The organism is Mesorhizobium sp. M0768 (genome assembly GCF_040320195.1).
GTDB lineage: Bacteria > Pseudomonadota > Alphaproteobacteria > Rhizobiales > Rhizobiaceae > Mesorhizobium.
The window spans coordinates 1-14297 of sequence record NZ_JAMYPD010000010.1 but is presented as its reverse complement, the minus strand read 5'-3'; the positions used below and the strand labels follow the sequence as shown (position 1 = coordinate 14297).

14 protein-coding genes and 1 pseudogene are annotated in these 14297 nt (G+C 59.9%); 6 read left to right on the top strand and 9 right to left on the bottom strand.

Features of this window, described 5'->3' with window-relative positions:
• Positions 1 to 6: 6 nt before the first annotated feature.
• The gene (locus NKI08_RS15235) at positions 7 to 360 is read right to left on the bottom strand and encodes a Rieske (2Fe-2S) protein (protein WP_352770491.1); all 354 of its coding nucleotides are present in this window, start codon (positions 358 to 360) and stop codon (positions 7 to 9) included.
• A gap of 11 nt (positions 361 to 371) precedes the next feature.
• Positions 372 to 1454, bottom strand: coding sequence for an amidohydrolase family protein (locus tag NKI08_RS15230; protein ID WP_352770488.1), 1083 nt, complete (start codon positions 1452 to 1454; stop codon positions 372 to 374).
• Between the two features lie 133 nt (positions 1455 to 1587).
• Between NKI08_RS15230 and NKI08_RS15225 the strand changes: the two genes are divergently transcribed.
• Both NKI08_RS15225 and NKI08_RS15220 read left to right on the top strand, forming a co-directional pair.
• Complete coding sequence (locus NKI08_RS15225; RefSeq protein ID WP_352503720.1) at positions 1588 to 2445, top strand: LysR family transcriptional regulator; 858 nt, start codon at positions 1588 to 1590, stop codon at positions 2443 to 2445.
• A 91-nt stretch (positions 2446 to 2536) separates the two neighbouring features.
• On the top strand, positions 2537 to 3613 hold the full coding sequence (locus NKI08_RS15220; protein ID WP_352614844.1) for an FAD-binding oxidoreductase: 1077 nt from the start codon (positions 2537 to 2539) through the stop codon (positions 3611 to 3613).
• Between the two features lie 234 nt (positions 3614 to 3847).
• Here the strand turns inward: NKI08_RS15220 and NKI08_RS15215 are convergent, their stop codons facing one another.
• From NKI08_RS15215 to NKI08_RS15200, 4 genes are all read right to left on the bottom strand, one after another.
• On the bottom strand, positions 3848 to 4993 hold the full coding sequence (locus NKI08_RS15215; protein ID WP_352614842.1) for a LacI family DNA-binding transcriptional regulator: 1146 nt from the start codon (positions 4991 to 4993) through the stop codon (positions 3848 to 3850).
• Positions 4994 to 5081: 88 nt separating this feature from the next.
• Complete coding sequence (locus NKI08_RS15210) at positions 5082 to 6611, bottom strand: amino acid ABC transporter permease/ATP-binding protein (protein ID WP_352503717.1); 1530 nt, start codon at positions 6609 to 6611, stop codon at positions 5082 to 5084.
• A 76-nt stretch (positions 6612 to 6687) separates the two neighbouring features.
• A complete protein-coding gene (locus NKI08_RS15205; protein ID WP_352770484.1) occupies positions 6688 to 7524 on the bottom strand; it encodes an ABC transporter substrate-binding protein in 837 nt (278 codons plus the stop codon).
• A 180-nt stretch (positions 7525 to 7704) separates the two neighbouring features.
• A complete protein-coding gene (locus tag NKI08_RS15200; RefSeq protein ID WP_352770481.1) occupies positions 7705 to 8541 on the bottom strand; it encodes a PfkB family carbohydrate kinase in 837 nt (278 codons plus the stop codon).
• Between the two features lie 103 nt (positions 8542 to 8644).
• On the opposite strand from NKI08_RS15200, the gene NKI08_RS15195 reads away from it, so the two are divergent.
• The 4 genes from NKI08_RS15195 (at position 8645) to NKI08_RS15180 (ending at position 11973) form a co-directional block, all read left to right on the top strand.
• Positions 8645 to 9646, top strand: coding sequence for an SIS domain-containing protein (locus NKI08_RS15195; RefSeq protein WP_352503714.1), 1002 nt, complete (start codon positions 8645 to 8647; stop codon positions 9644 to 9646).
• A gap of 64 nt (positions 9647 to 9710) precedes the next feature.
• Positions 9711 to 10838, top strand: coding sequence for an NAD(P)/FAD-dependent oxidoreductase (locus NKI08_RS15190; RefSeq protein WP_352770478.1), 1128 nt, complete (start codon positions 9711 to 9713; stop codon positions 10836 to 10838).
• Positions 10839 to 11294: 456 nt separating this feature from the next.
• The gene (locus NKI08_RS15185) at positions 11295 to 11537 is read left to right on the top strand and encodes a type II toxin-antitoxin system Phd/YefM family antitoxin (protein WP_352467423.1); all 243 of its coding nucleotides are present in this window, start codon (positions 11295 to 11297) and stop codon (positions 11535 to 11537) included.
• Positions 11518 to 11973, top strand: a complete 456-nt coding sequence (locus tag NKI08_RS15180) for a type II toxin-antitoxin system VapC family toxin (protein WP_502899607.1) — start codon at positions 11518 to 11520, stop codon at positions 11971 to 11973. Before NKI08_RS15185 ends, NKI08_RS15180 begins: the two co-directional genes overlap by 20 nt.
• A gap of 141 nt (positions 11974 to 12114) precedes the next feature.
• Here NKI08_RS15180 and NKI08_RS15175 read toward each other — a convergent pair.
• The 3 genes and pseudogenes from NKI08_RS15175 to NKI08_RS15160 form a co-directional block, all read right to left on the bottom strand.
• Positions 12115 to 12550: pseudogene (locus NKI08_RS15175) on the bottom strand (TA system VapC family ribonuclease toxin).
• A complete protein-coding gene (locus NKI08_RS15170) occupies positions 12547 to 12774 on the bottom strand; it encodes a CopG family transcriptional regulator (protein ID WP_352503709.1) in 228 nt (75 codons plus the stop codon). Before NKI08_RS15170 ends, NKI08_RS15175 begins: the two are co-directional and overlap by 4 nt.
• Before the next feature lie 333 nt (positions 12775 to 13107).
• Positions 13108 to 14133, bottom strand: a complete 1026-nt coding sequence (locus NKI08_RS15160) for a zinc-binding alcohol dehydrogenase family protein (protein WP_352770743.1) — start codon at positions 14131 to 14133, stop codon at positions 13108 to 13110.
• Positions 14134 to 14297 lie beyond the last annotated feature (164 nt).

The following is a 14297-nucleotide window of genomic DNA, read 5'->3' as shown; positions in this document are numbered from 1 at the left end:
CCTCAATCAGGCCGTCACATAGATGCTGCCCGCCTCGACCGTTACTGGAAATGTGCGCGCGCGAACGGACGGATCGACCAGGGCCGCGCCCGATTTGATGTCAAATTCCCAGCCATGCCAGGCGCAGCGCACGATCTCGTTTTGGCGGTGATAGATGAACTGCGCCTCTTCGACCGGTGCAGTTGTTCCACATTGCGGCCCCTCGCAAAGGGGAGCGCCGCGGTGCGGACAAACATTCAGCAGCGCGTGGAATGAATCTCCGATGCGAAAAACGCCAACCGAAAGGCTGCGGATCTTGGCGATGAAGGGAGATCCGGTTTCGATCTCTTCGACTCTACAGATGTATGTCTTCTCGGGCATCGTCTGCTTCCTCAGGCAGCATTCGCCGCTTGCGCGCGCGGGATGCGCTTGTAAACCTCCAGCGCATTCAGCCCCATGATCTTGCTCTTCCAGGCAGGAGGGATTTGCAGCGTGTTGGCATCGTCATAGTCCCAATGCGGATAGTCGGAGGCAAACATCAGCGCATTTTCGCCGTCCATCGCCTCGAGAGTGGACCAGAGATGCTGAATATTTGCGGGCTGCTCCAGCGGCTGCGTGGAAAAGCGGATATTTCGCCGGCAATATTCGGACGGCAGCATTTTCAGCCATGGCGTCTCTTTGCGTAGGGCTTTGTAGTCGGCGTCCAGGCGCCACAATACCGATGGCACCCAGGCGACGCCGCATTCGATGACCACGAAGTAGAGGTCCGGCCATTTTTCGAAGACGCCATGCGCAATCATGCTTGCGACATGCGAAATGGCCGACATGTGCAGGATGGCATGGGTCTCCCAGAAGAATGTCGTCGGGGCCGGAGCAATCGCGGTCGAATTCACGCCACCATGGCCGCCCAGATGAATTGCAAAGGGCAGCCCCACCTCGGCGCAAGCCTCATAAATTGGATGGTAAAACGGATCGCCATAGGGCTTGACGGAGCCTTGCGAAGCGAGAACCTGAACCATGCGCGGGTGATTGCCCAGACGGCGTATCTCGGCGGCCGCGAGCTTCGGATCCTGTGGCGCGACGATGATCGAGCCCATGAAGCGATCGTCCTTCGGCAGCCATTGGTCGATCTGATAGTCATTGTAGGCGCTGACGAGGGCGCTGGCATAATAGGGATTGGCGAGGGTGGAAGCCTCGATCGGCTCATCGCCGGTCAGGATCGCCACATCGACCTTGTACTTGTCGAGGTGTTTTTCCTTCATGATGAGATAGTTGTCGGCTTCTGTTTTCGGACGGACGTCCTTGCGTGAGAAGTCCTGCGGATGAAACCAGGGACGATGGCCATGCGGGAAGGCGCCAACGGGACCTGTCTTCTCGCCTTCGACGAACATGTCCTTCCATAGGCCGGAAAGGTAAGGCTCCAATACAGTCGCGCTCGACCAGTAATTGTGACAATCGCAGTCGACTATGAACACGTTGCTCAGCTCCGTAGCTTCAGCCTGGACGATCTGCCGGCCGATTTCACCGCGTGCAGCTTCCGCCTTGAGTATTGTTTGATCAAGCTTATGATCCTGCGCAATATGATCGACTTTTTCGATCGGAGGTCATGTGCAGCTAGATCACATCGAAACCTTTCTCGACATCATCGAGTCGCGAAATTTCAATCGTACCGCCGACCGGCTGGGGTTGACCCAGTCGACGATCAGCACCCGCATCAAGAATCTGGAGAGCGCGATCGGGTCCGAGCTCTTTCTGCGCGGGCGCGCCGGCGCTGAGCCGACAGCCGCCGGGCGGCGGTTCGAAGCCTATGCCAGATCCTTGCTGTCGACGTGGTCGCAAGCTCGACACGATGTGCGAGCGTTCAACCGTTTCGAGGGCACGTTGCGCATCGCCGCACAGGTGGGCATGACCCGTTCGGTCCTGCCGGGATGGGTCGAGACACTGTGCCAGGCGCTTCCAAAATCCTCGATCCATGTCGAGTCGGACTATTCGAACCAGATGGTCAGCGACCTAAGCATGGGAAATCTCGATATTGCCGTGCTTTATGCGCCTCGTTACCTGCCTGAGATCGCCTACGAGCATCTGATGGTCGAGGAATATGTGATGGTTTCGACGGCTGCCAGAACGCTGTCCGATGTCGACCCTGAAACCTACATTCGCCCAGGCTACACCGCGGTGCTGGAAAAGACGCACGCAGAGCTGCTGGCCGAGCTGGCGATCTGTCGGCTTTCGACGGGATCGGAAACTCTGGCGGAGATCATGCTGCGGCGAACGGGCGGCACCTGCTACATGCGCAGCGACGATGCGCGCCGGTTCACGGCCGAGCTCCCATCGTTCCTCGTCGAGGGAGCGCCGACGCTGCACCAGCCAGTCCACACCGCGATCCTTGCGCGCCGCAAACACGAACCCATTATTCGCAAGGGCATCCGAGCTCTCCAGGTGGCTGTAATGTCCCTGGAAGTGTAATCGAAATTACCGATCATAACGGCAGGATTGCGCGGCTGTTCAGCGGGGTTTGAAGTGGCATCTTGGCTCCACTTCAAACCCGAGTTGAATGATGAATGCTTACGCGGCCTTTGCAGCCTCCGGCTTCGCCCCAACAAAGCTTCACCGGGAGTGGGCACAGACCACGCCGCAGCTTGTGCTCTGCCGGCGCGTGATCGACGAGACGCACGATGTGAAAACATTCGTTCTCACACCCGCTTCAGATCGGATGTTCTGCTTCAGCGCTGGCCAATATGTTGTGGTGCACCTGAGGATCGAGGGGGCCGCAGTGACGCGCTCCTACTCTGTTTCGTCACCGCCGACGCGACCGCTCGACCTGCAGATCACTGTGAAACGGACGCCGGGCGGGCTCGTTTCGAATTGGCTCCATGACAATTTGAAGCCGGGCGATGGGATCGAGATCGAAGGGCCGCTCGGCTCGTTCAATCTCGACGATCTGCCGCATGCAAAGTCCCTCTTCCTTTCAGGTGGCAGCGGGATAACTCCCGTCATGTCAATGCTGCGGGCATTTACCGACCGCGCAGCAAACCAGGATATCCACTTCATTCATAGTGCGAGAACGCCGGACGACATCATTTTTCGGCTCGAACTGGACGCACTTGCCGCTCGCTTTCCCAATGTTCATGTGACTTGCATTTGCAGTCATGGAGACCCGGCCTGGACGGGTCCAACCGGGCGAATTAACAGTGAGATGCTCCTGACCTTGGTTCCCGATCTCCATAGCCGCACGATTTTTGCCTGTGGGCCGGAATCCTACATGAAGGCTGCACGCAGCTGCCTCGATGCAATCGGGCTCGCCCCTTCACAGTATCATGAGGAGAGCTTCGGGGGCGGCAACATTTCGCGTTCGCTATCGGATTCAAAGGTTTCGTCTTCGGTCCGCTTCGCCCGCTCCGGCCTTGCATATCATTGCGCGCCCGGAGAGACCCTGCTGGAAGCGGCGCGCCAATGTGGCGTCTATGTCCCAACCGCTTGCCAGCAGGGAGTTTGCGGTACGTGCCGGATCGCCAAGCTGTCTGGCGAAGTCGTCATGGATGACCTAGGCGGACTGACCTTGGAGGATAAATCGGCAGGCTACATCCTGGCGTGCTGCAGCCGCCCACAAGGCGACATTTTGCTTGATCTATAATTGTACCCATCGCGGAACGAAATCGGGCAGCCTTTGCGTTCAACGACCAAGCCATACTACTGCGACCGCACGTGATTAGGTTTCGGAACCCGGATGGGCTCGCCCGATTTCTGGCGCAGCTCACGCTGGGCATCGCAAGCGACAAAAGTCCTACCCAGCAATACGCTTGAGCTATCATTCAGCCGTTGCATGGGACCGACCTCGACACAAAGAGGCGCGGCAATTCGGCTCCAGCTACACCGTCGCAGCCGGATCAGGGGCGTTGCGGTTGAGATGAACCGCAATCGAATTACGGTTCACCAGGCGAGCCGCGAGGACACGGTGTTCAAACGGTGCGGTGTCGCCAGCCAGCCTCTTCAAGAGAAGCTCGGCTGCCGTCGCCCCGATCAGATGCGCCGGCTGCGCGATGGCTGTGATACCTTGGGCCACGAACTGCATCCAGTCGAGATCGTCGAAGCAAAGCAGCGAAACCTCTCCCGGAATCGCAAGCTTCAGTGCGGATGTCGCCTCCAGAACGCCTGTCGACATCACACCGTCGGCGGTAAACAGGGCGGACGGCGCATTGCGCATTGTCAGCAGATCGAGTGCCTCCTTTCGGGCTGCCTCGCTGGAATAGACCGCCACGCGGCGGATCAACTGTGGATCCGGCGAAATGCCCGCAGCGCGATGGGCTTCGAGATAACCCAACAACCGTTGCCAGCTTGGATGATGGTAGCGAACGTCGGAGCTGGAGAGATCAGCGTTTGTCACAAAGGAACCAACATCATCGCGTTGGTCCGGCCCCAGTTCCGCCAATATTCCGATGCGGCTGTGTCCGGCGGCGATGATCGCCGCTATGCTGCTACGCGTTACAGAAACGTTATCGACCACGACCGAATCGGTTTCCATGCCCGCCACGATGCGGTCGAACTGCACGACGGGACAGCCGGCCGCGACTGCGTCACGAAGATGATCCGGCTTGTCCAAGAAGGTCGATGAGACGACTAAACCATCGACCTGCTTTTCCAACAGCAGCTGCACCGCCTCTCGCTCGAGTTCGGCATTTTCGTCACTATTCGTAACGATAACCCCGAAGCCGCCACGGCGCGCGACGTCCCCTATTCCGCGCAGCACGCTTGCATAGAATGGGCTTTCGATGTCGCCTACGACAACGCCGATAGTCTGGGTCTTACCGGTGATCAGACCTTTGGCCAGGCGATTGGGCCGATAACCCAGCGCAGATGCCGCGGCGCGCACCTTCTCCTGGACCTCAGGGCTGCTGTACCCGTAGTCACCAAGCACACGCCCAGCCGTGGCAGAGCTCACTCCAGCCCGGCGAGCGACTTCGATGATAGTTGCGTTTTTGGATCTTTGAGTCACCCAGCAAGTCCCGCCGACCATGCAACGTCGTGGCGACGAACTAGCGGCAGTTAGGCACGCCCCGCAAGGCCGAACACCGCAGAACCCGCCGCTGCGCACACCATTTGAATCACAGCACCTCCGACAGAAAGCGTCGAAGACGCGGGCTCTGCGGATTGTCGAATAGGTCTTCTGGCCGGCCTGCCTCGACGATCCGCCCCTCGTCCATGAACACGACCTGGTTCGCGACCTTGCGAGCGAAATTCATCTCGTGCGTAACGACCACCATCGTCATCCCGCCCCGCCCGAGGTCGGCCATCAAGTTCAGGACACCTTTGACCAATTCTGGATCGAGGGCGCTGGTGACTTCGTCGAACAGCATAATTTCGGGTTCGAGGGCGAGCGCACGCGCGATGGCCACCCGCTGCTGTTGCCCGCCCGAGAGATTGGCCGGCCGATGGTCCTTGCGCTCCAGCAGTCCGACTTCATTTAGCCTCGCCAAGGCCGCGTCATTAGCCTCCTCGCGCGACATGCGTTTAACTTTGCGCAGCGCCAAGGTGATGTTGGCGAGCGCGCTACGGTCGGGGAACAGATTGAACTGCTGGAAAACCATGCCCACGCGCCGCCGGAGTTGGTCAGGGGTCTGCTTGTAGATGCTTTCGCCGTCGAGCAGAATGTCACCGGCTCGGCATTCTACGAGACGGTTGAGGCAGCGCAGCAAGGTCGACTTGCCCGATCCGGACGGACCGATGAGGCAGGTGACGGTCCCGGGCTCCACTTTCAGACCGACGTCATGCAGCACCTGGACGGCGCCGTAGGCCATGTCGATATTTTTGACCTCGATGCCGCCACCCTTGAAGCGTGTGGGCGCTGCTGCAGGCAACGTCGCTGCTCCCTGCACGACGGCTTCGGCAAGCTCGGCGACCTCTTGGAGGCCACTCTGCACGGCGGTTATTCGTTTGCCGACGCGCATGCGCGCGTCGATGTAGTTGACGAGATGGGTCAGCGGCACCGTGATCACGAGATAGAACACTCCGGCCAGCAATAGCGGCGACAAGTTGCCGGTCAGCACAGCCTGGTCCTGGCCGACGCGGAACAGTTCGCGTTCGGAGGCGAGCAGACCAAGGAAATAGACCAGGCTGGAGTCTTTGACATTGCCGATGAACTGGTTGACCAGTGCAGGCAGGACGCGACGGATGCCTTGCGGGATCACCACCAGGCGCATGCCTTGGCCATACGTCATACCGAGAGTGCGCGTGGCGTCGATCTGACCCCGCTCGACGCTCTGAATGCCGGCGCGGAAAATCTCCCCGATGTAGGCTCCGGCGATCAGGCTGAGCGCCAGAATGCCCAGCGGATAAGGCGATGGACCGAACAGATCTCGGCCCAACCGCGCGAAGCCTTGGCCAATGATCAGGATCGTGACAATGGCAGGAAGCCCACGGAAGATATCGGTGTAGACTCGGGCAAGGAGTTTCAGCGGCCGGTTCTCTGAAATCCCCATGACTGCGAGGACGATACCGATCAGCGTCCCGAAAAACGTCGAGGCAAGGGCCAGGATCAAAGTGTTCTTGAGGCCGACCATCACCATGTTTGGCAGAACTTCTGCCATCGCCTGGAAATCAAGGAAGCTGCGGGCGAAGGTATCGAACCAGCTCATATCAAGTCCATCTATAACTCGGCCGGGCACCGTTGCTGACGGGCCCGGCCGGAAACGAAAATGAATACGCGCGAATTTACTTCTTGGGCAGATATTGATCCGGCATCGGAGTGCCCGGGAACCACTTCTCATGCAGCCGTTTCCAGGTGCCATCGTCCATGGCCTCGCGCAGCGCCTTGTTGAGCGCCTCGCGGAAGGCATCGTTGCCTTTCTTGACCACGAACCCGGCCGGCGCGTCGAAGGACGGCACGTTCATTGTTATCTTCAGGTTCTTATAGCGCTCCACATACTGCTTGGCCGACTCATAGTCAGTGAAATGGCCATCAATCGTCCCGTTATTCAGCGCCGCCACCGCAGTGTTGTTGTCGGGAAATTTGACAATGTCGCCCTTGAGGTTCTTCTCGGCATAGATTTCCTGCAGCGTTCCCTGGATCACGCCGATGCGCTTTCCGGCGGTGCTCTCATTGCTCGTCAGTGCCGGATCCGCCGAAATGATCGACAGGTAGCCGGCGAGATAGCCGTCGCCAAAGTCCACGGTCTTCTTGCGCTGCGCCGTTGTGCCGATGGCGGCGACAGCGACATCGAAGCGGCCGTTGGCAACGGAGGGCAGCAGCGCCGAGAATTCCTGGCCGGTGAAAACGACCTGCGCCTCCTTGAACCCGAGCCGGCGCGCCACATCACGGAAGAGTTCGGCGTCGAAGCCGGTGAAGTTACCGTTGGTATCGGTGAAGACATAGGGTTTCGCATCGCCCATGGTTCCGACGCTGATCACCGTCGGGTCGATGAGGTTATAGGGGTTGTCCGCCGCGTTTGCCTGAGTTGACGAGGCCAACGTGCCAAGTCCTGTCAACAGCGCGATCGTCAGCGCCAGACCGGATTTCAAAAGTAGGCGCCTGTTCGAATTCGTGTGCATGTCTTCTCCTCTTACGATTGGCCGAACTCGGCCTTGCGATCCCACTCGACGTCTCATCTATCAAAACGCTCTTGGACGGCGTTCGGCCAGGAAGGTGAGAACGTTATCATTTTCTCTAGCATTGTCCATTTCTCGCGTCAATTGTTTCGGAGGATTTCGCAGCTAGATGGTTTTCCAGTCTTAAGCCTGGGGGATCTCCGGCGTCATCTTTCCTAGGTCGATTGCTGTCGCATGGCCGATTGCCCCGTAGTACCGGCAGGTAGCAGCAGCCGCCTCTGCGGCATGGCCGAGAATGTCTTGAGGCGGCTCTTTCTTAAGCAGGCCGAACAGCGTTCTTGCGATGAAGGTGTCGCCCGCGCCCAGGGTGTCGACGGGTTTGACCAACCGCGCCGGGGTTCGGTAAGAGACGGTGTCGCCGTGAAGCACCGCGCCGGCTCGACCACGAGTCACAAGAACCCACTTTGAACCACATGCAAGCAATTCGGCCGCGATTGCGGCCAATTCCTTGTCGTCGAGACCGTCACCCGAGACACAAGCCAGATAGCAATAGGGTCCAATCTCGCGTCGATGTCCCGGGTCCCGTCGCGTGGAAAAATCATAAGACAACAGTGACTTGCTTGATACAGCGGCAACCCACGGGTCCAAACCGCTGGACTGGCCGATGTGGACGGCCTGAAAGCCCGAGAGAAAATCCAGATCTTCTTGCGTCGGCGTAAACACCGAAACTCCGAGATCGAAGTCCAGGAAAATCCGATCGGCGTTGCGGTGACCTATGAGGCAGTAAGCGGTCGGTCCCTCGAGACGCCGTAATCGGGTGATGTCCACGCGCTCCGACGCCAGTGCAGTGCAGATAAGGTCCCCTGCCCGGTCTTTGCCGATCGCTCCGACATAGGCCGATCGCCCGCCGAAGCGGCTGACATAAACCGAGACATTGAGGCAATTTCCACCAGGATACATCTCGCCGCGAGCAAGATAACAATCGACCACGTTATCGCCTATCGCGGCAATCTTGACCATTGCAGGACTTTCAGTTTAAAGGGTGTGATAACGTTCGCACAATGGCCGCCCACCTGTCAATTGTGGGCCGGCCCCTAGCTCTGCCAACGAGACGAGGAAGCTCATGATTTCCGCCCTGCCCTCCGACGTGGAACGCGCCCTGACCGTTACGGCGGGCACGCAGTTTTCGCACCTATTCCTCGTGGCGTGCGGCGGTTCGCTCTCGATCATGATGGCAGGCAAATACTTCGTCGACCGTCACAGCGGCGCATTCGCCTGCGACATCTACAACGCGGATGAGTTCGTCTGCCGAGACCCGCGACGGTTGGGACCTGACGCGCTCGTTGTCCTTTGCTCGCAGACCGGCACCACCCGCGAAACTGTGCGAGCGGCCAATCATGCAAAGAATCGAGGCGCAACGACAATCGGCATGACGCTCGACCAGATATCGCCCCTCGCGCTGGCGGTCGACCACGCAGTCGCCTACCAGGCCTCCTACACGACGGGCAAAGCAATCGATTCAGCCTGCAGCAACTACGGCGTGCTCTATATGTTGCTCGCCGGCCTGATCGATGCTCGGGAGGATGCCGGGCTAACTGCCGATCTGCTGAGGAGCCTGAGCCATCTTCAGCCGGCGATCGAGCGTGCGCACCGGACCTATGCCGACCGGTTTCAGGCCTTCGCCCCCCGTTTCGCGCCGCGCAATGCGATCCACACACTGGCCAGCGGTGCCAGCTATGGTGCGGCCTATTCGTACGCCACCTGCGTGTTGATGGAGATGCAGTGGTACGATTCGCAGGCCATACACGCCAACGAGTTCTTTCACGGCCCATTTGAGGTGGTCGACCGGGACGCTTGCTTCGTGGTCTTAGTGGGTTTGGACGAAACGCGGAGCCTTCCCGAACGTGCCCGAGACTTCCTTTTCAAGTACGGCAGCCGGGAAAACGTCCTGGTGCTCGATGGAGCTGAACTCGACCTCAGTGGTATGTCCGAACACATCAAACCCTATCTCGTGCCCTTGGTCTTCTTCGACACGCTTTGGCGTTTTGCCTACGAGCTGGCCGCCCTGCGCGGCCGGCCAATGCTTGAGGGCCGGCGCTACATGAAGAAGCTCACCGACTATTAGTTCCGCCGCGCTCTGCAGCCATCCAACAACTCCCAGCCCGGCTGCTGCGAAGAAGGATTTCTCCATGACTGCATCACCAAAGCCGCGCCATGTCGTTGTTATCGGCGCGGGCATCTTCGGCATCTCTTCCGCATTGCACCTTGCTCGTCTTGGCCTTGATGTAACGGTTGTCAACGACGGCGCGCCAGCCAACGGTGCATCCGGCCGTTCACTTTCCTGGCTGAACTCAGCGCGACGTGCGGACACTGCCTACCACCGCTTGAGGCTTGCAGGCATCGACCGTTATCGGACCCTGGCCGCCACAAGGCCGGAAACGGGATCGTGGCTTCGCTTTGACGGCGGCCTCACCTGGGATGCGGATGACGAGACGAACCAGATCGCGCCCGTCTGCCAGCTGGAGCAGGATATTGGTTATGACGCGCTTCTGCTCGGCCCTGCCGAAGTCGGTGCAGTGGTGCCCGGCGTCAACGCGAGCGCAATTACCCCCCAGGGTGCCATCTTCAACCCCGGCGAAGGATGGGTTGACCTGCCGTCTTTGATCAGTCTGCTGCTCAATGAGTTCCGCTCCAGCGGCGGCAAGTTTGTTCGGGACGCTGGACGCGTCCGGATAGATGCCACAGGTGGTCGCGCGCGTGGCGTCGTCACTGCCGACGGTGTGCCGGTAAAGGCGGATGCAGTGGTCCTTGCGGTCGGGCCAGCGACGCCTATCATGCTCGCAGAGATCGGAGTTCGTGTCCCCGACGCCACGCCAATTTCACTTCTCTTGAAGACCAAGCCGATCAAGACCGAGCTCCGTGCCGTGCTGAATACGCCCCGCGTGGCGGTTCGCCCGACGCCGGACGGCGCACTTGTTTTGGATTCGGCGTGGTCGGAGGAAGAAGTCGTGGTCAACTCTGACGGAACCTACACCGTGCACGACAAGACCGTCAAAGGACTGCTCGAGGAGGCTAGTGCGGTGCTCGAGGGCAATCCGCGGCTCCAACTCGCTGCCTATGCAGTTGGCCCGAAGCCCATCCCCGGCGACGGCGAGCCAGTGCTTGGCTGCGTCGAGACCGTTGCCGGACTTCACGTCGCCTTCAGCCACAGCGGCGCCACGCTTGGATTGATCGTCGGCGAATTGCTTGCCAAAGAAATCGCCTCTGGCAATCCGCATCCCATGCTTGCAACGTTCCGCCCTAATCGTTTCAGCTGAAAGGGCAATTTGGGGCAAGGCCGAACTGTCCAGATGGGTCGCGGGCCTGGGGAAGAGCCGCGTGATCGGGTTGTCGTGCTACGGCAACAGAGACGGCGAGAGGTCGGCGCTGCGCGTCCAAGCGCGAACGCCCGAAGAAGAATGCCCCGCAAACTATGGTCAGATAGCCACTCGCGATCCACTGGAGTGCGCTAACCGCGACAAGTTGCGCAAGATTCCGCCCGCAAAATCAGACACTGCGCATAATCAGAAGCCGTTGCTCCAGAACGATTTCACCTTGTCAAGAGACGGCCCGCCTTGCGGCGTGCGAGGGGTCGGCAATGACTTGACCAAGCCTTGACCAAGGGTCAGGATTGCGCCTATCGTCGCGTGCAAGAGCGATTGTCGAGCAATCCACACTCAGCTCGGCAATGAACACGGCTCGCCACGTTGACCCGACGCGCGCAAGGACAGGAAATGACCATCACGGTGAAAGTTGGCGAGGCCAAAACGCATCTCTCGGAACTGCTTTCAAGGGTAGAAGCCGGCGAGGAGGTGATTATTTCGCGCGGCAATGATCCCATCGCTAAACTGTCGCGGATTCAACGCCGCAACGATGTCGAAGCCGTGATCGAAGAGATCAGCGCTGCCCGCGCCCGCGCCAAGCCCGTGACGCAGGACGAAATTCGGGCCTGGCGCGATGAAGGGCGCCGCGCTTGATGGCGATCATCGTCTGATGCCTTTCGTTGTCGACCTTTCCGTGGCGGCTGCCTGGATTCTTCCTGATGAAGACAGCGAGGCGGCGGCCGCCCTGATGCGACGATTGCCGGGAGCAACCGCGCCTGTCCCTTCCCTGTTCTGGCACGAGGCGCGTAACGTCGTATTGATGGCCGAGCGGCGTGGCCGCATCGCGGCGGGCGAAGCTGCCACCACCATGGCACGGCTGCGCCGATTGCCGCTGGAGGACGCCGGCGGCGGGTCGGACGGCGCAGTGCTGACATTAGCGGCTTCGCACGGGCTCAGCGCCTATGACGCCGCCTATCTGGCGCTGGCAATCGAAACCGAGTTGCCGCTGGCCACCCTCGATCGGAAGCTCGCACTTGCCGCACGCCGCCAGGGACTCCAAATTCTCGGGCCGCTCGCGAATGGCAATTGACCTCTTCGCTCGGCCACCTGCCTATGTTATTCGACGTGCAGAAGTCTTTGACGCTCTCGATTCCGTGCTGACTCTGGACCTCCGCGACTTTCTCGCCGAAGAAACCCGAGAAGATCGGAGGTAGACCGCACCGAAGAGTCTCTACCTTGTTGGAATCAGATGCAGTGCAGACTTCCCGCCCTTCACGGCCGCCGCTGACAGCTTGCGGTCAAAGCTGGCAAGTTGGCCGCCGCGCGCCTTGGCGAGCGCGAGAAGGTACGTAGCCGTCACCTGCGCCGAGGTCAGGATTTTGCTGCATCAATGTCGCCGGAGCCAACCAGGCTCACATCGTCGGGCCAGAAGCTGTGCCCGTGCAGGGTCCGCAACTTGGTAACGATTCGCGCAACAACAGCTGGTGAGCCGGGAGAATTGGGATATCTTTGGTTGCCGACGATGCGCAGGACGCCGTTTTCGGTGATGGGACACGTAGCCATGCCGCGTTACCGGTCTCTTCGAACCAGCCATGCGCGTCGTCATGGGCGACGTGGCCAGGATCGATCAACGCGACCAGCACGTTGACGTCGAGCAGGAATGTCACTGCAGTTCGTCTCGCAAGGCGTTGACCGTTTTAAGCGTGACGGGAGATGCATCCGGCCGAGGTGGCAGAAGAGGGATCCCGTTGCACTCGCCGCCGGCTTGAGGCCGGCGCAGCGAGCGCCGGGCGAGATCGGTGATGACCTCGCCGAGGCTGCGATCCTGCTGCCGGGCGATGGCCTTGGCCGCGACCAGGACATCGTCATCGATCGCCAGTGTGGTTCTCACGTTGCCCTGCTTGGTGCGCATCAAACATCACGCATCATATAGAATAGCGACTGGGATACTCAACCGGTGCGAATAGCCGGTGGACTTGGCGTGGAACACGTTTGTGCGGAAGAATCGTCGCTTCACGGTTTCAACCCTTGTATGCGACGAGAACTCCGCCCGCTGCAATCAGTGAAACGCCAAGCCAGTTCGGCAGGGACAATTGTTCACTGAGGAAACCCACTCCGAATACTGTGTCAAGCGCGCCGCTTAGCCTGGCGTCACCGAGCAACTCCCCCTCCCATAATGCAGCATCAGGGCTGCGGTCACATATCTTGATTGTGTTTGCCGACGTCAGCCAGCTCCAGCCACGTCGACAACAGCCTTGATCAGACCGGACTTCTGCTGCGCCCAGATCGCAATATCGCGTGGGCTGTCTCGCAGGGTAGTGCGATGGGTGACGAGTCGGTCGATTGGTATTTTTCCAGCGCGGATCGAGGCAATGACGTGCTGGAAATCGCTACGCGTCGCGTTGCGACTGCCGATCAGCATCATTTCCCGCTTGTGGAACTCTGGATCTGAGAAGGTTATGTCGTCCGGCACGACGCTGACCATCACCATGACGCCACCATGGGCAACATAGGCAAAGGCAGCCTGCATCGAACGGCTGTTTCCCGTTGCGTCGAAGACGACGTCGAAACCTGCTCCCGCAGTTCGCTCCGCTATCGTTTCGGCGATCGATCCCTTCGACGCGTCGATCACCAGGAAGCCCAATTGCCTTGCGGCAAAGGCCAGCCGCTCGGCATCGACGTCCATGACGGTCACGTTGAGTTGCGCTATGCGCGCAAAAAGCGCGGTGCCGAGGCCGATCGGCCCGGCGCCGATAACCAAGGCGCGAATGCCCGGCCCCGCCATGGATCTGCGGACCGCGTGAGCACCGATGGCCAGAAACTCGACCGTGGCAGCCTCCACCGGTGACAGGCCGGCCGCTGGTATCAAGTTCTGCGCCGGCACGAGAATCTGCTCGCTCATGGCACCGTCACGGTGCACGCCAAGCACCTCGATCGACATGCAGCAGTTCGGCTTTCCCTGGCGGCAGGCGGCACAATTTCCGCAGGCAAAATAGGGGTTGACGAGGATTTGCTCTCCAACCGACAGGTCCACCGGCGCGTTGATTGCCGCGATTGTTCCCGAAACCTCATGGCCCATGACGCGCGGATAGGCGAGATAAGGATGCCTGCCCTCGAAGATGTGGTAGTCGGTTCCACATATCCCGACATAGGCGACATTGATCAGTGCCCAGCCTTCGGGCGGAGTGCCTGATGCCTGCTGCTCCTCAAATACCAGCCTGCCCGGCTCAGCGCATCGCACGACTTTGATGGTGGGGCCCATGACTAGAATTCACCCCCCTTGCTAAGCTGGAGTCCGGCAACAGGAAGTGGTGAGGCGGGGGAAAAAGCCCGGCCCCAGGGGGGTGAAAAGCAACAGTGTATTTTAAAAAAAAACCAGCCCCCCCGAGCGCCGGCGATATAGGTTGGAGGGGT